The following is an 18,754-nucleotide window of genomic DNA, read 5'->3' as shown; positions in this document are numbered from 1 at the left end:
ATATGGGAGATCTTGCGGACAGCATTATCACGGAACTTCAGCAGAAATTCGACCGTCACCCGGTCTGGGTGTGGTACGACGCTCAGGAGAAGTACAAAGGTGTTCTTGACGAGGTCGAAACTGCACTTGACGATGTCACACTTGCCCGCTACGACGGCAGTTACTTCGAGCTGAAGCTACGTCTCCAAAACGAGGATCCGGACTACGAGAAGAACTGGCTGTTCTACATCCCCGAGTCCCGAAACGATGCCGAGTGGTTCCGAGATGTCCACGCACTCGGCCGACAGTACCGCGTCGGCCAGAACATCGACGACACACCGGTGACACAGTTCCTCGTCGAACACGACGAAGAGATCCCGGACGCATACGAGGACTGGGGACAGAACCGCGAGATGCAGCGCAAGGCGTTCTTTTGTGTCCTTTTCGGTACTGCAGGCCCAGCTACTGACCAGTGGGTTCGGGCCTACCTCGCTGATCCCGAAGCGTACCGCGAGACGATCGAGAACAACGCGATGGCTGACGCGTGGGACGCGCAGCTCCGCGAAGAGTACGGTATCGACGCCGGGCTGGATCCGAAGGAGCTGGCGATCCAGCTCCTCTTTGGTGAAGTGACGAGTCGGTCCCCGACGGCACAGTACGACAATCTCGCCGCGGACGACGCCCAAGCAGCAGCGAAGTTCTGCGACGATTGGCAGCAGTACGCTCCCGCCGAGTTCACGCGTTATTCGCGGGAGATTGAGTCAGACTACGATCTCACAGAGGCCGTACTCGACTCCAATCAAACGCGGTGGGATGCCACTGCGTTCAAGGGTATCGACACGGGCCTCATTCGGCTCGTGATGGAGCGACTTGCGGAAGGGACGTATGCCGATCTCCCAGAGACGGCAGCAGAACTCCACCGAACTGTCACCAAACGCCAAGACAGCTTCTGGAGCAACGAGGATCTCGTCGACTGGTCGGTCCCCGCCCAGGCGGTCCAGACGCTCCGCCGGATCGGAACCGTGGATGTCGACGACGCAAAGGGAATGGGCTCAACGGAACTCGCACAGCAATATACGAGTGATGACGGCTGGTGGAAGGTTGACGCAGCCTATCGTCGGTACATCAACGCGACCCAGACGGCCACATATCCCTATCCGAAGGAAACCACGGTGAAACGGCAGGTCACCAAACACTACATGGCCTTCCTTCAAGGTGTAAACCGACCGCTTGCAGAGGGTCTGAGTGACGATCCGACACTCGGTACGCCGCAAACATCGTTCTACGAGGAGTTCGCTGACTTAGAGGACGGAACAGCGATCATCATCTGTGACGGGCTTCGCTACGAGCTCGCTGAGGCTATCCGTGAAAACCTCGGGCGACGAACCGACTTCGAGCAGGACCTTAGTGCGATGAGCGCCGCACTACCGTCGATCACCGAGGTCGGTATGGCCGCACACCTACCGGGGGAACTCGGACTCTCGCTCGACGACGACGAACTCGTGGTCACCAGCGGGGGTGAGCAAATGACTGGAAAGGCGGACCGTGTCGAACGACTCAGTGCTGCGGGCTTCGAGGTCGTCGACATAGACGAAGTTGGCGACATTTCACTGGAAGAGCTGACCGAGTCCGATCCTGTTCCGCGTGTCGTCTACTCCGGTACGATCGACAAACTCGGTGAGAGTCTTGATGACGATGCCGCATTCAGCCAAGTCGCATCTCACGTCGACGATGTCGAACGAACGGTACAACGTCTGAAGCAAGCTGGCTACACCCGCTTCGTGATCACCAGCGACCACGGGTTCCTGTACACGGATCGTCTGAGCGACGATCACAAAGTCGAGGCACCTGACCTTGCCCCGATCGTCAAACGTCGGTTCGCTGCTGCCGACCACGAGACGCCACTCGTTGATACAGATGAGTTCGTCGAGATCGATCACGAGGCACTGTCGAAACTCGGCATTGATGGCCCCGAGATCAAGTTGCTGTTCCCTCGTAGTGTCGCGTGCTTCAAGTCACGAGGTGGGAATATGCGGTACTTCCACGGTGGGATTTCGCTTCAAGAACTACTCGTCCCATGCCTCACTGTGACCACAGGCGAGATCGAAGAGAGCGCATCGATCAGCTACGATGTCTCAATTTCGGACCCGATTACGAACTCGATACTCACTGTAGAGATCGAGGCCAAGAGCGGTCAAGTTGCCTTCGACCCCGCACCAATATTAGAGGTTCGTGCGACCATCGATGGTGAGCCAGTCGCAGACCCTGTAACGATGGAAATTTCACCTGGCGACAATAGTGCCCGTGTTCGGCTCAAGCAGGGAGCTGTCTCGGGTGAAGATACCGTTCAATTTGAGGTCGTCGACACTGACACTAGAGAAACGATTACGAGACAAACTGTGGGTCTGGATTTACTCTTCGGAGACGACGATATGGGATTTGACGTGTGAGTGATCTCGGATACAACAACGGGCTGTCGTAGTCAAATCCGGGCAGAGTTCATTCACTATTTTGAGTTCTCACTCCTGATGACCGACACCAATATGCCCCCGGCTACAGTGCCGTTATATAATGACGACTGAGGACGTGGATCGGAAAGCCCTGGATGTCTTCTCCGGGCGCGTCGTCCGGAAAGACCTCGTTCAGGACATCAAATCCGGGGTGAATGTCCCCACCTACGTTCTTGAATATCTGATCGGACAGTACTGTGCGACTGATGACGAGGAATCTCTGGAAGAGGGTCTCGAAAAGGTCAAAGAGATTCTGTCGAAGCACTACGTTCGTCCCGACGAAGCTGAATTCGTCAAGAGCGAGGTTCGAGAGCGGGGGCGTTATCGCGTCATCGACAAGGTCACCGTCAGGCTCGATGAACAACAGGACGCCTACATCGGCTCGTTCGTCAACCTCGGCTTGAGCGATGTCGAGATCAACGAACATCTCGTCAGCAAGCATCCCAAACTCCTCGGGGGTGGCGTCTGGGCTATCATCGATCTGGAGTATCTTCCCGAGAATGCGAACAGTCCAAAGAGCCTCTTCGGCATCGACTCGTTCAAACCCATTCAGGTATCGAATCTTGACCTTGACCAACTGAAGGATCGGCGTAAAGATTTCACACGCGATGAATGGATGGATCTTCTCCTTCAGACCGTCGGATACGACCCTTCCTCGTTTAGCGACCGCGAGAAATTCCTCTTCTTAGCTCGGTGTATCCCGCTTGTCGAGTCGAATTACAACTACGTCGAATTGGGACCACGTGGGACAGGAAAGAGCTATCTCTACCGTGAAATCAGTCCCCACTCGATCCTCATCTCCGGCGGTAAAACCACCGTTGCGAAACTCTTCTTGAACCTGAATACAGGGCGGATCGGACTCGTCGGTCGCTGGGATGTCGTCGCGTTCGACGAGGTCGGGGGGCTCCAGTTCAGCGATTCGGAAGCCGTCCAGATGCTCAAAGACTACATGGAGTCCGGAAGCTTCTCTCGTGGGACTGAAGAGCTCACCGCCCAAGCCTCGATGGTCTACGTCGGGAACATCGATCTCGACGTTGAAGGCGTTCTCAAGAGCTCACACCTCTTCGAACCGTTCCCCGAGGATATGCAGGATCTCGCACTCATCGACCGGTTTCACTACTACCTTCCCGGTTGGGAAGTCCCGAAAATGCGGTCCGAGTTCTTTGGCGACCAGTTCGGGTTCATCGTCGACTACTTCGCTGAGTTCGTCCGGGAACTCCGAAAGGAGTCATACGGTGATGCGATTAACGAGGAGTTCGCGTTCGGTGACCACCTGAACCAACGGGACGAGAAGGCTGTACGCAAGACCGTCTCTGGTCTACTCAAGCTACTCCACCCACACGGAGAGTACACGAAAGAAGAACTCCGAGAGTATCTCGAATTTGCGATGGAAGGTCGCCGCCGAGTCAAAGAGCAATTGAAGCGGATTGGTGGCATGGAATATCGCGCCGTCGAATTCTCCTACCTCGACTTGGATACGAAAGAGGAGATCTATGTCTCAGTCCCCGAAGAAGCAGACGAGGCACTCATCCCCCCCGGAACACAGCAGGCGGGTACAGTCTACACAATAGGCGAGAGTGAGGGACGCCACGCTCCCTTCCGGATAGAGACACAGACACTCCCTGGTTCGGGGAAGACGAACATTTCAGGGACACCTGGAAAGCGGATGAAAGAATCGTTCGAAACCGCTTGTGACTATCTTCAGGCGAATATGCGGGAGCTCAGTCGTGAAGAGACGCTGGGAGAGTATGACATCAACGTCCAAATTCTCAACCCCTCAGACGCGAATGAGGGTGGTGAAACGAGCGTCGGGCTTCTCGTCGGTATTGTTTCGGGCATTCTTGATCGACCAGTTCGACCACAGACGGTCGTACTGGGATCGATGAGTTTGATGGGCGAATTAGTCTCAGTGAGTTCGTTGATCGATAAACTCCAGCTGTCTGCGGACTCTGGGGGCAAAACGGTGCTCCTTCCAGCGAAAAATAAAGAAGACTTACCGAAAATTCCCGATGAACTCCTTGATCAGCTCCAACTCGTGTTCTATACCAATCCTTTGGATGCAGCTAGTAAAGCGATTGAACTGGAATAACACTCAACTAATTCACAGGGTGTTAACTAATTCACAGAAGAGCCTATTCCCGACCGTGTAACTTTCGGCATTGATGCTCCGTTTGAGCTTGTAACTTAATTCCGAGAGTAGCACACGTCTGATGGACCCACAGTCTGTGATTATTGACTCCACACACTCTATATTGCGTGTTATTGGAGTGTAGGATAGACAAGAATTATTATAATCTGCGTTTATATATTATATATGCTGATCGCTTTCGATACAACTTGTGGAATCGTTGTTACCGGCCCAGAATCCTTACCAGATCCAGAATCTCAATCACACGATGTACATGAAGGGATACTGACTGATGGTGGCGTTGAACTACAATGTCCTACATCACCCCAATTCATCCCCAAGCACAATTCCCAGCGTAAGGATACAGGGGACGCGGTAGGTGATAACGACGATTCACGGTATGAGTGTGTTGTTTGTGGGAAACCAGTTACCCGGAACAGCGTTCGAAATCAAGAGGTTGATCATCTTGAAGGCGTATTTAAATGGTTTGAACATACGAACGGTGACGCGGATTGTTTTGGAGATGGATCGATGGGGGCTTCACACCGGGCAGCAGTTGAACTCGCTGCACATCGACTCGCTCGTGCTTCTCAGCAGCTAACCCGTGACTGGATCTCGGGTGATCGAACCAGTTCCGTGCCACGTATCGAACCAGAAAGACGTGTGACTGCCCCAAGTAACGACCAGTGGATCGAAACAGACCTGCATCTGAGTTCTCCACCTATTGCAGTTGAGGTGTTCTCTGAGATTAGTCAACTCGATCTCAGTCGGCGTCTCACGGTACTGTTTGATGCCGGATACGATGCGTACCTCGTGTTTGACGTTGATGGGCGGTACGATCCAAGTAAAATCGAGGTATGGTTACAGGATGCCGCAACGGTACCAGTTCGGGTTGGTCGATTCGACAAAACACGTGCTGTATCGGGCGATCTGTCCTCATTAACACTTGGTACACGGTTGTCGGAGAGTGTGATTGATCCCAGTGCGTTAACAGACTCTAACGTACCTGTGTTTCTCCAGTAAAGCATCACCTGCCATTTCCACTGTCTTAGTTAACATAATGTCATCAATACGTAATTTTGTGAAAAACCACTATTTAAGTTAGTGAATCGCAAGAACCTGAGTACCGGGAATTGGCTCTATCGAAACGAGTCACGGGTGCTTGGACACCCGTAGACCCGGGCTGCCAAGTATGACAGCAAACATTGATTCAACCCGCGACCGTAATAGCAGTAGCGATCAGGCTAAAACCACCGGAACTGGCGATGAATCTGGTTCACGTCTTGCGGACTTAACGACGAAACAACAAGCCATAATCATCGCCACACTTGAACACCCGGACGAACCCGCAGTCTCTATTGCTACGCGTGTCGGAAGCGCACAATCCTACCCATCCCAGGTCGTTGATAACCATAGAGATGTGGTTGACGCGCTACGCAAACAACTCGAAACCGGTGACGGCGTAGCCGACGTGATTGAACGAGAACTCAGCCAGCAAGAAATAATCGAAATTGTCGACTGCGGCCTGCTTGACCGAGTTAACACGAAACTCACCAAGAAATACACCGGCCAGAATGGAAGCAACAGTAGAGAGGGTACAGCAGATCTAAATAACACTAGTGATGGTGACAGTATCCCCGCTGATCGACCTGTCACGAGTCAGAGTTCGTTTATGTCCGCTGCTCCGGACGAGACTCAAACCCGTGATTCCAGTACGTGTGACGGACACTCTGACTCCGAAACGAACAATATCGGAATCGAGCAAACCACACCCTCTCAGAAAAACCCAGACGTAGATACGAACAACGGCTCTGACGACTATCCAGAAGGTACCAAGTCCAAAGGTAGCGTAGATGAAGAAGAATTACGGCAGTGGTATAATGCGTTGACAGAGAAGCAACGAGCAATTGTTGATGCGATTATGGAGAATCCAGATCTAACGGATACACGCATCGCAGAGATTGCTTCGGAAAACCTTCCGAGTGATAAATCAGTCAGTCGTGCCTACGTCTCAATAATAGGGTCAGAGGATACGGCTTTTCTCAAAGCTTTGCGAGAGTTAAAGAGTGAGCCACGGGACGATTCCAATTGTAAAGACAATGCCAATTCGGAAGTTCGAAGTGAGGGTACCGAACACAATCAACACAGAATTTCCACTTCGGACGAGAAAATCCAGTCACAGCGTACTTCAATTCCTATCGAGGAGCTCAAACGTGTTCGTGATCGGATTGCCTTCACTACAGGTGTGATTGAACAGGAATACGCGCTTTCCCAGGACAGAACGAGAAGGGGCGATGAAACCATCCCGTCAAAAACTCACGTCGCTGGGACTGTTGCGTTCGCTCAGCAAACACTCGCTGAAATAGACGAACTCCTGGAACACGAAAAGTAACAATATCGACACCGGTATGCGAGTCTGGTGGGTATCCAAGAATCTCATACACCCGCCTCGTCGGCAGTCTCACCGTCCATATCGGTCTGGTCTGAGATGTTGAGCCCGTGCCGGTCCGCACGTGCACGTGCTTGTTTGTATACTTCTTCTCGCTGGACGATCCTGTATGCCGTCGTGTACGCAACGTCTGTCTCTTCCTCGATCTCTCTGTAACTAATGCCGTCGTCTCGAAGTGCTAACACGCGTTCCACGTCGGACCACTCACCTCGGTCCGGCACGAGCCTCTTTCCATACTCTTCAGTTACACCGAACCTCAGCCCGTATGGGGCTTCTCCCATCCAGTATCCATTGTCTCGACGAGCTTCAGTAATTTCCAATCCCTTCTCAATCTCTTTGAGTTTTTCTTGGTGTGCTGCGGCTGCCTTTAATATCTCGATTGCCGCATGCATCGGATCCGCTAAGTCCAACTGTCCATCCAACACGGTGTGTAATTCTACGTTGTACTCACGGAAATCCGGGATGAGGCGCATCACCTCGTCAACGTCCCGGGCGATCCGACGCTTGTCGTGTAGTACGATCACATCCAAATCATCGTCCTCACGAAGCCGCTGCTTGAGTTCACGGTATTCATCGCGGGAGTCGTCCCATCCGGAAGCTTGCTGGCCGTCATCGTAGATTCGATCGAGCTTCATGCCGTGTTCATCACAGTACTCCCGGATGTTCTGCTTCTGATTTCCTAAGCTCGTGTCGCTCTTTTGACTGAGTCGTGTGTAACCGATTGCGTTCTGTGTCATAGTCTGTCCACTTACTCTAGATCAAGTTGTTTGGAGTCTGTGCTCTGAAGTCCCTCGATGTGCTTCATCTATCGGTCAGCACGTCCCCCTCTGTCCTTGTGAACGGGAACAAGATGCTGAACTATAGGTATCCGCAGTATTGCTCGTTCTAGATTCTATAATTCAATCATCTTTCACCGCTATTTCGAGTTTCCTAGAACTGATCACATCCCACTCAACTTTCTCATCTGCGAGATCCATCGCGTCTGCGAGCGCTTTGGGGATGGTTACCTGGTACTGTCCTTCGGCGTTCCGAGTAACGGTTGTTGTCGTGGTTTTTGGCATCGTTCTAAGTCACCCACCAACAATATTGATTTGAATATTTGATCTAATAAGGTAAGTCTCTGTTTCAGGGATGCCAGCCCCTGAAACACAAAAACCCCGTCCAGATCTACACCCTCAATCACTCTGGTTGTCTCACCTTGATTCCCGCCCAGCGAATTGAATCCGGTTGGAGAGGCACCAGCCGCGCGTGTGGGTGTTACGCGTAGTACGGTTTGCTGGCTTTAATCTTGACTCTGACCGTGAAATGTACCCACCTTTCATCGTTGGTGAGCGTGCCATGACAGCCCTTTTGAAGTAGCCATCGGAGATTCGCCATCATTTCTTTCTCTTTATCTGTGAGATCCCTGCCCGAGTGTTGAGATAAGCCGAGTGATTCTGCATCTGGCGTGTATCCGATTTCAACAGCTGAGACGAGTTCTTCGCCGGTGATCGCGTTAGTTGGGTAGTACTCGTTGGCAAGTTCGATGGTTTCACTGCGGATTTGGTCTATGGATCTTGTCTCGTACCCGCACATGGTAAGCCTATCGCGGTCGCTGATAGTGCTCCGAACGGCCGTTTCTGCCTCGTCAACGTCATCTTCCGGGATGTATCCGCGGATGCTATATTCTGCAGAGTATCCTTCGCAGCCGGTCACCCCAGCACTATATGTCGTTCTGTCCCGGTCTATCTCTTCACGTAGTAATTTACTGTTGGGCGCGGCTGCGTTGATTGCTTCCGTGAGGATGCGGTGAACATCTGCCGGGCGGTGCCTGTATCCGCCGTCGCCCCAACGCGTCCCGGTTGGGACTGCATCTTCTGTGATGATTGCGGCAAGTGTTTTCTTTTCTCGCGGCTTAGCTTCCTCAAAGTATTCCAGCGGAACGTTTTCCTCTATGTTATCTACGTTTGTGGTGTTTCGTGCCATAGTTGGTTAGTTGTGGTGAACCGTTCCGGGCCGAGGCGCGTTCCGGGAATCGAACCCGGTGAGAGAACCCACCAGGGACGCGTGTGATCACTCTCCCGGCCAATCGCCGGTGAACAATCCTTCAGCAGTGTGCCGATCAAGCCCTTGCCTTACCCACCCGTCGTCGAACCCATACGCCGCGACAAACACCATGTTGTCGTTGACGTACACCTCGTACAGATTGTTCAACGTTCGCTGAACCACGGCCGGCTCACCGTATAAGTGCGCCTCGCAGTACGGTGGCAACGGCTTCTCAACATCATCTAGTACCGTCTCGCATTCGTCCACGAACTCATTAAATTCGCCAGCAGAAAGCTCTGAAGCTACATCGACTCGGTCACCGTTTGTCAGTGACACAGCAACATCGTTCGGTACCGACAGCACCGGTACGCGAACGACATCTACGCCACCACCAACTAGCCGTCCACCATTGTCTTCGCCTCTCACCCACCGCGTACAGACGAAATGATCCTCGTCTCGCAGGGATTGGTAGTACTCCGGAGCGTCAACCGGGACGCACTCGATCGTCATCTTGTGTAGCGCTTTCATGCTTGACATAGTTGGTCTCGATTGATGCCCGCCCGGCGAATCGAACGCCGGTATCAGGAACCGCCTGCGGGTGTGTAGTGGAATTTATATGCTAGTTCGGATCTCCGGATCAACTAACCGTGCAGTCTGATGATTGATGCACCAGTCAGCGTTACTGGAGACTTCAGACTCATCAACTGGGTCAACATCACGTATGTCCACGCCCCATTCGCGCTCGACGCGGGGTACTGTGACCGGTGTGAGATGCACCATGTGCCATTCCCCGATGTGTGCAGTCCAAATCTCTCCGTCATACCGGACGAAGTCACCGTCACCAACTGGGGAATCCCGAATGATCTGCCGACTGTCGCTGGCGAAGCAGCCACGACAGATGCCGCCTGGATCCTCAGTCCCGCCGCCACACCGCGGGCAGGTTCGACAGTCCTCGCAATAATCATTCAGCCAGTGACCGGTGTCTGATCCGCAGAGGGTGCATCCACTAACGTAGTCTGGGTCTGTTGCTACCATAGGTTGTGTCACCTTGAGGCACGCCCAAGGGTACGATCCTTGGTTCCGCCGCCGCTCACGTGCATATAGCTATGTTTATCGATACTATTCTCGCGGTTGGTTCGGTACGTCATCTTCGTTGCCCGACAAATCATTCGTAGCAGGATCGTATTCCTGCTCACATGGCAGTCACTCGTCATACTGGATCGTGATTGGGACGGCGGTTCCAGCGACACGATTCGGTCCGACTTCCATCGGCGGGAATGTGATTGTGGTCACTTCCTTAACACACGCGCGTGCCTCGTTGCGCCAAATCTCTATGGTGGTTTCGCGCCACTCGTCCCAGGTCGTGTCATCGTCAGCGTCACGCTCATAGATGTCCTTATCTTCGAGACAGTTCGGATATTTCGCAGCGCTGTGGACGTTATGGTAGTACGCGTGTGAATCTAGTCCGTCTGCGTGCCCACACAGGAACGCAAACGGGTCAATATGGATCGGAACAGGATCTATATTATCAGCATATCGTGTCTCCGGTTCACTAAAGAATAGGTTCGCTTCGACGCTCCCACGGAATGGCGGGGTGACGCGAAGCACGTATGTCCCGCGGTTGCTCTGTTTGTGGTTCCGCTGGATACAGTCGGCTACGTCGTCGGGAGAGATGACGATCTCGTTAATGTCCGCTAGTGGGTGTTTGATCGCTAATTCGTCGTCGTTCGTGTTTATTCTGCTCATCACATCTTATTCTTACTAAAATAAAGGTATAAACGACCCCCCGGTCTCTCCACATTACCCTGTGAATATTGTAGTTAGAACACTATCTACGTTAGTCTCGAAGGACACCCGTCAAAATATGACTGTTAATTGGCTATTTGATGCACAAGATATACACAATTGTGAGTTCTGATCGTGAATATCGCATGAGGACACTTCAGAAGCAGTTGTCAAATCTCACCGATCCCGATGCTAATGCGGCTGAACAGACGCGTGATACGCTGCTTTCTGAACTCAGTATTCCGGCTGACTGGACTGTGATTGAGACGGATGTCGAGATGGCACAGGATGAGACTCAAGACTGGTTTCTCGTGGGGTTCCAGCACAAGTCGGACCCGGACAAGAGAGCGTCTCTTTTTTTGCTTGAGGGATCCCACAAATTGCAGCTCTACATTGAATCGCCTGAAAACGATGACTGGAGCGAACCAACCCGAGATTCCGCAGAAATCACGAGCGTACTCAGCGATCACTCATAATCCACGACAAAATGTGGTTTAACTACTCTCCAGCCGGTATATTCTATACGGTCTTTTAGGGGTACATTCATGTATGGGAGAGGGTCCCCCCTCTCCCCCAGTATGTTACCCATCCCGCGAAAACCCGTATAATTATAGTCAAATCTGAAAACCTAACCTTTTAGATACCAAGTAGGCTGACTAAGTAGATCGGTGAAAACTGGGTGTGAGTCACGGGGATCCCTACCAGTTCAAGGGAGTGTTTTAATATACAATATCTCTCTTTCATATTCGTTGGCTATGGCTGAAGTCATAACGGATAGTTCATTCAACCAAGTGACAGCAAGGATTATAGTATGGCTGGAACGCCGGAAATTCACTATTGGGTTGGCATTATTCCTCACCGCATGGTATTTTGTCCAACTTTTTATTGCTCATAAGATTGGTTTTGAGGCCGCGCAAAAGTGGTTCTACTTTACGCCGGATTTAGGAATGGGGTGGATAGCTGCTCCCTTCTCGCACGATATGCAGGATGCTGGGCATTTACTTGGAAATTTAGCTAGTTTGTTGCTTGCTGGATTTCTTATCGAACCGCATCTGAAAACACGACAGTATGTGACAATTTTCCTGATGACTCTGGCGTTCAGTATTATCATCCCCGTAATTGGTCTCATCCTGTTTGTAGATGGGGAATGGCTCGTAGCAGGTGCGAGTGGGGGAGTGTACGGTCTGTGGGTGTTCGCTTCGATCTATCGGTCTGATGTAGTACGGAAGTGGCGTGTGTGGATTAGTGTGGATGAGTGGGGCGATTTATCATATTGGTTCGAGTGTGTGATTGTGTTGTTCGGACTCGCGCTGCCGATTATAGTGCCACTTGTAGACTTGTATTCAGGTGGATCAGCAAACAGTATCTCTCATATTTCAGGTATGGTTTTAGGTGGAGTTTTAGGATTGAAATTGAAGAAACAGTAACTAAGCTAGCAGACTAACACAACCACGTGTTGAGCAACCGTGCTGGATATACGGTTTTGTTCTACAGGTAGGTCGTATTAGCCATTGGAACCCTCAACAAGCGTGAAAACTGTATTATCCTCTGAGTCGATCCCTAGCAGAATCAATAACGCCCCACACATAGATATTACACTTGGCCAACAGCCCCAAATCATCCGGTATTGGATTGAGAACATCAATCTTACCAGAGTCAATGAGTCTTTTTCCGACGCCCACGTGGTGAGATTCTCCTAACACGACACAGGCGGTTTCCACGTTCTCAACTCGTGACTGGACCGTCTCAGCCATTTTTTCTTCTCGCTTCGAGTTCACGAGGTAGAGCATGGTGTGGAGCAGAATATATCCGATTAATAACGAGACAATTACCACGCTCAGTGGTTGAGCATCCAATACAAGCGCCACTATAAGTCCTATAGTGGGAATCCAATTTGCCAGCCCCCAGAGTATTGGTCGGTCATATACTGGACGGGCAGTATGTATTGAATCAATCTCACAAATCTTAGCGTTGTATTTTGAAGCGATTCGTTCCATAATCTCTGTATCTTTACCTTTTGTACCCCCGGTCACAATCGAGACGATCCTGCCGAAAAAACCCAAAATAAGAATCACCTGAATTGCAGCTGCTAGCGCGATTAGTGGTGCCCTCGGGAACAAGTAAGCGATCGTGATTGACTGCTTAATCAGCGAAGCTTCTCCACCTTCTCCAAAGACCATATCCGGAGCCTCAAGGTGGTCGGTTATTTCCACAATCCGTTCATCAACTTCGTCGACGTGGGCTCCTGACGAAATATACAGTCTCATTAGTGTATATCTCTGTCGTCGCGTATTGTATTTTCAATTCTACAACCAGTAAATGTTGTTCAAAGGTTCAGTTGAATTCCGATTATTCAGACGACGGTGTATCTCAAGAATAAGATTTCAACAGAGCCGTTCTCTCGTATTTTTGTCTTTATCATCCACAAGTGAGGCGGGATTAAACTACGTTTAAATTCACTGTACTGACTGATCTGTACTCCACCTGTATGGAGTAATTCATAATTCCCGTGTTTATAACGAACTAGATCGTGTACCTTTGAACCCGTTATTACGCTGGTTGTAGCCCCTGAGCGATTCCCAGTTCGGATAACAAGGTATAGTGCCGTTCTATGCACCCGCATCTGATTTCTAGAGGGTAACTGCTCATGGATAGTTATTGAGAACTGACTGTATATCAGCTGATAGGCGTCGATAATAGTTTCCTCGACTACCTAGACTGAAATTTGCCTGATTTAATTGACTGATCTGAGTATCCAGTTCACGCAAAAATTCTAAATGTTCATCACTGGGAGTCTGGCTGGATCCAGTACCATAGAGAATGTGCTTATGTAGGGTCGCATAATATGCTTGACCCATTCGATCATTAGTCTGAGCTAATTCAATATATGCTTGAATAAGGTCATTCACAACATCTGATTTGAATTGATCTGGTACTGAATTTGTGAGTAGAATTGCCTTCTGTGAGCGTACAAACCCCCAAGCAGCATTTTTCAATATGTCTGACTCGACCTCTGTATCGACTTTTAAAATTGACATCCTGAAATCCCGACTCTGCTGGGTTGGCAAAGTGACTAGTGAACGATAGACAGCAATTGCGTGTTTTAACAAATATGCGTACGCATTAGGGAACTCTGCAGTTGGATCAGCCGTTGAGTCTAACTCAAAATTGGAGCAAATTTCCTCAACAATCTCGGCAAGGAAGTGTAAAAATATGTGGCTATCAATATCTTGTCTCAAGGCCTGAGAAGCAAAGAGGTCAAATAATTCAATTCCAACCAGTATGGGATCATGCGAGGGACGCTCGGGGCTGGTGAGTGGGAAATCTTCTGAACGGCCGATATATTTGTCGTCTGGTTGTTCCGATAATGTACGGAGATAAGACTTGACACTCTCTCTGATTGGGTCCCATATCCGCAATTCAGTAGCAATACTTGAATCTCCGAAGAGAGAAGCCAATAATAAACTCGACTCTGGAACCTTTCGATCAGCATGTTGTCCCTCGATAGCCTCTACCTCGTGATAGAGAAGACTCATATGATCACGATGTAGGGCTTTTAGATACTCACGAGCGAATACTGTACGGTCAAGTGTACAATTTGGGTCACCAATTATTTTAGCTGCTAAAGAGGGATTCAGCTCACTATGGTTTTCAAGGAAACTTTTCGCCGTCAACAATTCTGTAGCCGTCTCACGACTACGCAGAGCTTGAGAACTTGAGTTGGTCGAAAAAAATACTGAGTAGTTGTCCTCTATTAAAGCTGAGAGTGTATTGAACTGCTGAGTCGCAAAGAGGTTTCGGAGTCTTGTTTCGAGAACTTCGTCATCATAGATTGTTGCTTCATCTTGTAAGAACACGTAACACGTATACCCGGCTAGAGAGGTTGCGATAAGAACCTGAGAACTTCCTACCCAGAATTGGGCGGGAAGGCAGATCAGACTACAACCCCAACTAAAGCTTAGAGATGCGGTTTCTAGGTATAACTCAGATAGATAGAGTAGAATAATACTAAATCCACCTATTGTAGCCGCACATTTGGCGCGACGGGAGATAGCAAAGTCGGTACGTAGTTGTCGATGTTTGGGTAAAACCGAATACAATGTCACAACGGCTGCAAAGATTGTAAAAACGAATAGTTCCGGCATAGTCGTTAATCCAATTGAATACCTATTTCCTCAATAGCTATATAAAATATGGCCAGATTGGCATACACTCAGCAAGCTGCCAGACCATCTCCAACTGTACCGCATATCCATCCAATAACAACACTATACCCAACATAGAATACTAGTGCTCCGAATAGCACCAGGATTACTAGTATAATGAACTGTAGGGTCTCATTCTCAGTCATAAATCGGCGTAGATTTCACGTCAAGTTAGATATTCGGCTCCGTTGAAATCCCTTTTCGGATAGATCTCTGCCAGAAACAGCCAGCCAATGGGAGTTACGTAATGACCAATCTGTGATTCTCCTGTACTGCCCGATTTGTGAGGCCTCTTGAACCACCACACCACTTATACCGGCATACTAATTTCAAATAAACATGAGTACTCAGCAACCAGACACCGTCGTCCGCGTTACTGTTCGAGACACAGAAAGTAAGCATGATACCGGATGGAACGACGAATACACCTTGGTTGACCGCCCGAACCACGCAGTGGCTGTATTCCGCTCATTCGAGAAACCGAACACCGATTCCAACACGACGATGTTCCGTAATGAAACCGTCCCGAGCGGAAACATTCCTGGTCGAATAGCAGATGTTTTCGACATCTACGTTGACGGCAATGCGCTCGGCCTACCCATCACTGGCAACCCGGTACAGGATTTCCAACGTGAGGACGCCACCCTCACCGTCGAGAGGAATGGTACTAAGTACACCTTTGATGTCTTCAATAGGAACTATGTCGAGGTTAGTATCGATGGCACCCGCGACACCAGTTCCAACGTCCCCATAGCCGTGGAAAATGCCGTCGACGCTCACCTTCCTAATAACATACAGTACCTCTGAATTAGGCCACCATTCGAGGAAAATTCACGGTGCTAATTACATTAGCTCGCTTACCAAGTATTAGCGAAGACGATTGAACGCGAGGTCTAACACCACGCTCATCACGAAATACGACTACTCTGTACTGACCACACTCGGTCAGTCTGTGTCACTTCCAAGGGATTTCAACAGAGGCAATTTTCGTTAACCATCAGGTTCTACATTTGTTCTGCTCAGGTCTTGTTGTACCTCACGGAGCGTAAACGTACTTGTGTGTGTTTTCCTGCTGATCTCGTTTTGCGTCATATCCTGATCATCTCGTGACGCAATCACAGTCCACAGCGCACCTGCCGCGGCCGCTGCTGGTGAACGTCCAAAACGGATGTCAGCGAGCAACTCGGTAGCTTCTTGACGAGTGTTATGGTCAATCCCAAGCTTCTGTCCCCAGTGGTTAACAAAGAACGCAGGGGAGACAGGTGTTGTATGATTTCCAGTGACATCTCTGATTTTCTGAGCTTCCCGAGCGATAAGGGTTGGATCTGAGTCTGTTACTGTAGCGATTTCGTCAAGGGACCGGGCAACTCCCCTCATTTGGCACGCGACTCTGACTGCTGCGGCGACGCCGATCGTAGATCCACGGCCTGCCAAACTGGTTCGTTCGTATGCGCTTCGAAACAGGTTGCTTGTCGTCTTGACGACAGTTGACGGGAGATCAAGTATATTGGTGTGTTCGTCGATAAGGTAGTAGATTCTCTCAGTGTCGGTGATCGGAAGACTTTGTGTGGAGTCTGATGATGGTATGTCTGTATTCATATATAATCGGTAGAGGTACGGTCTTAAATTCGGAGTCCGTCCGAAGTAGTATTTGAGCTGCGCGGCGACTGAGCACCCCTTGTCGGAGTACCAGTTGTTGTATAGATTTAGAAAAAAGTAAGTCAGTCATAGTAAGCGCACAGGTTGTGTAGATAAGGGGTGAATCCCCTCATCCGTCTATTCCCCTAGACACCTAAGGAAAATCATTCGGGTATTTACCCCAATAAAATATCATCAATCACGTCCTTAGAACAGTCGAAAAAATATTTCGCGGTCTTAGAAACTCTATGTGTAAGTACACACCCACCAGGCATATGTGTGTAAAAACCTAACATCTACGTATGAACACAATAGTCACATCAAACTCCCTGAGCACAAAAAATCGAGAGTCAATTGACGGGACGCCTGCCCCAGATGCGATTCTACTCCTTCCCCGAGAACAAACGGAATGGATCCAATACGCACAAGAGATGATTGAGGTAATACCGCGGCTTGACCGCCAGGAGATCCAAGATGTTGAATATCATTTTGATGAGACGAACAACGCATACGACATCGTCCGACCAACGAGGAAAACTAGCGAGTATATGCTGTGGGTAGCGAGAGAGTGGTGCGACGAAGTGACTGCAGCGATTGAAACGGAGACATGCAATCGTCTTATGACCCCGAATATCGAGGCGATTTCACCACAAGCCATCGAATATGTTGTCCATCAGAGCACTCACGTTGTCGGTCTTAATGATGGACTCACAATTCGCGGAGACCACGGAACCAACGCGCTTTCCGATGGGCAGCGCCGCGCGCTCGGCATCGACACTGAAGCAGATGCCGATGACACTGAATCCAGCGAGCAGGACGATGTCAGAGAGGAATGGGAAGCCGACGGTACTGGGGCTACAGAATCCGGACCAGGCACCGAATCCAGTTCTGAAGATAGTCATGAACAGGATTCGCACACGGGCAGTATTGACGAATCCCCCAGTGAAGAACTGGACAATCTCTCTGGAGAAGAGCTCCTCGCTGGTATTGAATGGGATGCTGGCCGCCCGCCGATTGGCTGCACTAGTGAAGCAGGAGTTCTGAAACCCGACGACAACTACACCGATGTGCGAGACGCGCTCCGCCGGGTGGCGCGCAGCGAAATGAGTCAGTCAGCTGCAGCTGATAAACTCGGATGTGCGAGGAAAACCATCGCTAATGCACTTAAGCGCCCGAATTTGTACGGTGTTGACCCAGAGCAAGTATGATCAAGTAAGTAACCCTGACACTGGCGGGTGCTGAGTTCAGGGTACGCAAGCAGCATGTTGAACAACAGAAGTCAAGGACACTTCGCGGTGAAGGCTACATCAGATGGCGCTGCTACCTTGTCGAGAACGTCTTCAAATCGTGATGGGATCGACTCAGAAAGCACGGTACAGGATACTGGGTTGCTAACTCTGAATTGATCCTCAAACAGAATATTTTTTCCAACGAGGTGTCCGAGAACAGAGAGACCAACGTTCCCGCCGCGCTTCACCTCAATAAGCTCCCACGCTCCATTCGGGTGGCGGAGCACCGCATCAACACGATACCCGCCAACGTCAACTTCCTTGTACACGACAACGAAATCTGCCAGCCTTGACACCGGTGGGAATGTTTTCTCGTCAGAGCGAAACACATCTCCGCCGAGATCAGCCGTACTAACCCACCGTTCGAATATCTCATCCTCAGTATCATCACTCGTACCCATTCCGTCACCTACCCGGACTGTCGTTGATTTTGCAACTCGTTTTGTCGGATGTTCGGTCGGAGCGCCTCGTTTCTTGTATTCCTTGAGGTCATCCGGGTTAATGTTGATTTTAACCATACTCATGAGAACACACCACGTAATCTTCAAAGGTTAGGGTAAGCAACGCACAGAACATTATGAGTTCTCAATATATTTTAATTTGACATGATACATTGGATGTCCGGTCAACAACAAAGTTGGGCAGACTTGGACCGTCCCAACTCCCGTGGGTGCCGGCATCAACAGGGAACGAATCCCCGTGCATCGACGGAAAGGTAAGTGCGCGCAAGCGCTGCGTGGGACCGG

Annotated in this window: 18 protein-coding genes; 9 read left to right on the top strand and 9 right to left on the bottom strand. The window is 50.3% G+C overall.

Features of this window, described 5'->3' with window-relative positions; genetic code table 11:
* Positions 1–2: 2 nt before the first annotated feature.
* The 4 genes from SD626R_RS11250 (at position 3) to SD626R_RS16465 (ending at position 7,009) form a co-directional block, all read left to right on the top strand.
* Entirely contained in the window at positions 3–2,429 is a 2,427-nt protein-coding gene (locus SD626R_RS11250) for a PglZ domain-containing protein (RefSeq protein WP_092566452.1), read from the top strand.
* A 121-nt stretch (positions 2,430–2,550) separates the two neighbouring features.
* Positions 2,551–4,578, top strand: coding sequence for a protease Lon-related BREX system protein BrxL (brxL, locus tag SD626R_RS11245; protein WP_092566451.1), 2,028 nt, complete (start codon positions 2,551–2,553; stop codon positions 4,576–4,578).
* 225 nt (positions 4,579–4,803) lie between these two features.
* On the top strand, positions 4,804–5,640 hold the full coding sequence (locus tag SD626R_RS16470) for a hypothetical protein (RefSeq protein WP_137782711.1): 837 nt from the start codon (positions 4,804–4,806) through the stop codon (positions 5,638–5,640).
* Between the two features lie 169 nt (positions 5,641–5,809).
* Complete coding sequence (locus tag SD626R_RS16465; RefSeq protein WP_137782712.1) at positions 5,810–7,009, top strand: hypothetical protein; 1,200 nt, start codon at positions 5,810–5,812, stop codon at positions 7,007–7,009.
* Between the two features lie 44 nt (positions 7,010–7,053).
* On the opposite strand, the gene SD626R_RS11235 is transcribed toward SD626R_RS16465, so the two are convergent.
* The 4 genes from SD626R_RS11235 to SD626R_RS16455 all read right to left on the bottom strand — a co-directional run bounded on the left by SD626R_RS11235 (position 7,054) and on the right by SD626R_RS16455 (position 9,601).
* Positions 7,054–7,803, bottom strand: coding sequence for a recombinase family protein (locus tag SD626R_RS11235; protein WP_092566449.1), 750 nt, complete (start codon positions 7,801–7,803; stop codon positions 7,054–7,056).
* 162 nt (positions 7,804–7,965) lie between these two features.
* The gene (locus tag SD626R_RS16855) at positions 7,966–8,127 is read right to left on the bottom strand and encodes a hypothetical protein (RefSeq protein WP_176697314.1); all 162 of its coding nucleotides are present in this window, start codon (positions 8,125–8,127) and stop codon (positions 7,966–7,968) included.
* A 196-nt stretch (positions 8,128–8,323) separates the two neighbouring features.
* Complete coding sequence (locus tag SD626R_RS16460) at positions 8,324–9,031, bottom strand: hypothetical protein (protein ID WP_137782713.1); 708 nt, start codon at positions 9,029–9,031, stop codon at positions 8,324–8,326.
* Positions 9,032–9,118: 87 nt separating this feature from the next.
* Complete coding sequence (locus SD626R_RS16455) at positions 9,119–9,601, bottom strand: hypothetical protein (protein ID WP_137782714.1); 483 nt, start codon at positions 9,599–9,601, stop codon at positions 9,119–9,121.
* A gap of 147 nt (positions 9,602–9,748) precedes the next feature.
* Here SD626R_RS16455 and SD626R_RS16450 point away from each other — a divergent pair, with 147 nt between their 5' ends.
* Positions 9,749–10,078 carry a hypothetical protein gene (locus SD626R_RS16450; protein ID WP_137782715.1) on the top strand — a complete coding sequence of 110 codons (330 nt, stop codon included), beginning with the start codon at positions 9,749–9,751 and terminating at the stop codon, positions 10,076–10,078.
* Positions 10,079–10,294: 216 nt separating this feature from the next.
* Here SD626R_RS16450 and SD626R_RS11225 read toward each other — a convergent pair whose 3' ends face one another.
* The gene (locus SD626R_RS11225; RefSeq protein ID WP_137782716.1) at positions 10,295–10,837 is read right to left on the bottom strand and encodes a DUF8009 family protein; all 543 of its coding nucleotides are present in this window, start codon (positions 10,835–10,837) and stop codon (positions 10,295–10,297) included.
* Between the two features lie 185 nt (positions 10,838–11,022).
* On the opposite strand from SD626R_RS11225, the gene SD626R_RS11220 reads away from it, so the two are divergent.
* On the top strand, positions 11,023–11,352 hold the full coding sequence (locus SD626R_RS11220; protein WP_092566446.1) for a hypothetical protein: 330 nt from the start codon (positions 11,023–11,025) through the stop codon (positions 11,350–11,352).
* Between the two features lie 279 nt (positions 11,353–11,631).
* Positions 11,632–12,303: a rhomboid family intramembrane serine protease gene (locus tag SD626R_RS11215; protein ID WP_092566445.1), complete on the top strand. Its 672-nt coding sequence runs from the start codon at positions 11,632–11,634 to the stop codon at positions 12,301–12,303.
* A gap of 114 nt (positions 12,304–12,417) precedes the next feature.
* On the opposite strand, the gene SD626R_RS16445 is transcribed toward SD626R_RS11215, so the two are convergent.
* Positions 12,418–13,143: a hypothetical protein gene (locus tag SD626R_RS16445; RefSeq protein ID WP_137782717.1), complete on the bottom strand. Its 726-nt coding sequence runs from the start codon at positions 13,141–13,143 to the stop codon at positions 12,418–12,420.
* 378 nt (positions 13,144–13,521) lie between these two features.
* A complete protein-coding gene (locus tag SD626R_RS16440) occupies positions 13,522–15,021 on the bottom strand; it encodes a hypothetical protein (protein ID WP_141651435.1) in 1,500 nt (499 codons plus the stop codon).
* 399 nt (positions 15,022–15,420) lie between these two features.
* On the opposite strand from SD626R_RS16440, the gene SD626R_RS16435 reads away from it, so the two are divergent.
* Positions 15,421–15,888, top strand: a complete 468-nt coding sequence (locus SD626R_RS16435; protein WP_137782719.1) for a hypothetical protein — start codon at positions 15,421–15,423, stop codon at positions 15,886–15,888.
* A 183-nt stretch (positions 15,889–16,071) separates the two neighbouring features.
* On the opposite strand, the gene SD626R_RS11205 is transcribed toward SD626R_RS16435, so the two are convergent.
* On the bottom strand, positions 16,072–16,680 hold the full coding sequence (locus SD626R_RS11205; protein ID WP_092566443.1) for a transcription initiation factor IIB family protein: 609 nt from the start codon (positions 16,678–16,680) through the stop codon (positions 16,072–16,074).
* Positions 16,681–17,021: 341 nt separating this feature from the next.
* Between SD626R_RS11205 and SD626R_RS16430 the strand changes: the two genes are divergently transcribed.
* Entirely contained in the window at positions 17,022–17,927 is a 906-nt protein-coding gene (locus SD626R_RS16430; RefSeq protein WP_137782720.1) for a hypothetical protein, read from the top strand.
* Between the two features lie 71 nt (positions 17,928–17,998).
* Here the strand turns inward: SD626R_RS16430 and SD626R_RS16425 are convergent, their stop codons facing one another.
* Positions 17,999–18,526 carry a hypothetical protein gene (locus SD626R_RS16425; protein ID WP_137782721.1) on the bottom strand — a complete coding sequence of 176 codons (528 nt, stop codon included), beginning with the start codon at positions 18,524–18,526 and terminating at the stop codon, positions 17,999–18,001.
* Positions 18,527–18,754 lie beyond the last annotated feature (228 nt).

Source organism: Halorubrum sp. SD626R (assembly GCF_001261915.1).
Taxonomy (GTDB): domain Archaea; phylum Halobacteriota; class Halobacteria; order Halobacteriales; family Haloferacaceae; genus Halorubrum.
Note: the sequence above shows the minus strand (reverse complement) of the source record. Positions and strands in the feature narration are given on the sequence as shown.

Coding starts and splice junctions, on each gene's coding strand:
- SD626R_RS16450 (WP_137782715.1), top strand. CDS start 9,749: ATGATTGATGCACCAGTCAGCGTTACTGGAGACTTCAGACTCATCAAC.
- SD626R_RS16455 (WP_137782714.1), bottom strand. CDS start 9,601: ATGACGATCGAGTGCGTCCCGGTTGACGCTCCGGAGTACTACCAATCC.
- SD626R_RS11205 (WP_092566443.1), bottom strand. CDS start 16,680: ATGAATACAGACATACCATCATCAGACTCCACACAAAGTCTTCCGATC.
- SD626R_RS11220 (WP_092566446.1), top strand. CDS start 11,023: ATGAGGACACTTCAGAAGCAGTTGTCAAATCTCACCGATCCCGATGCT.
- SD626R_RS11215 (WP_092566445.1), top strand. CDS start 11,632: ATGGCTGAAGTCATAACGGATAGTTCATTCAACCAAGTGACAGCAAGG.
- brxL (WP_092566451.1), top strand. CDS start 2,551: ATGACGACTGAGGACGTGGATCGGAAAGCCCTGGATGTCTTCTCCGGG.
- SD626R_RS16460 (WP_137782713.1), bottom strand. CDS start 9,031: ATGGCACGAAACACCACAAACGTAGATAACATAGAGGAAAACGTTCCG.
- SD626R_RS16855 (WP_176697314.1), bottom strand. CDS start 8,127: ATGCCAAAAACCACGACAACAACCGTTACTCGGAACGCCGAAGGACAG.
- SD626R_RS16445 (WP_137782717.1), bottom strand. CDS start 13,143: ATGAGACTGTATATTTCGTCAGGAGCCCACGTCGACGAAGTTGATGAA.
- SD626R_RS16435 (WP_137782719.1), top strand. CDS start 15,421: ATGAGTACTCAGCAACCAGACACCGTCGTCCGCGTTACTGTTCGAGAC.
- SD626R_RS16425 (WP_137782721.1), bottom strand. CDS start 18,526: ATGGTTAAAATCAACATTAACCCGGATGACCTCAAGGAATACAAGAAA.
- SD626R_RS11235 (WP_092566449.1), bottom strand. CDS start 7,803: ATGACACAGAACGCAATCGGTTACACACGACTCAGTCAAAAGAGCGAC.
- SD626R_RS11225 (WP_137782716.1), bottom strand. CDS start 10,837: ATGAGCAGAATAAACACGAACGACGACGAATTAGCGATCAAACACCCA.
- SD626R_RS16470 (WP_137782711.1), top strand. CDS start 4,804: ATGCTGATCGCTTTCGATACAACTTGTGGAATCGTTGTTACCGGCCCA.
- SD626R_RS16465 (WP_137782712.1), top strand. CDS start 5,810: ATGACAGCAAACATTGATTCAACCCGCGACCGTAATAGCAGTAGCGAT.
- SD626R_RS16430 (WP_137782720.1), top strand. CDS start 17,022: ATGAACACAATAGTCACATCAAACTCCCTGAGCACAAAAAATCGAGAG.
- SD626R_RS11250 (WP_092566452.1), top strand. CDS start 3: ATGGGAGATCTTGCGGACAGCATTATCACGGAACTTCAGCAGAAATTC.
- SD626R_RS16440 (WP_141651435.1), bottom strand. CDS start 15,021: ATGCCGGAACTATTCGTTTTTACAATCTTTGCAGCCGTTGTGACATTG.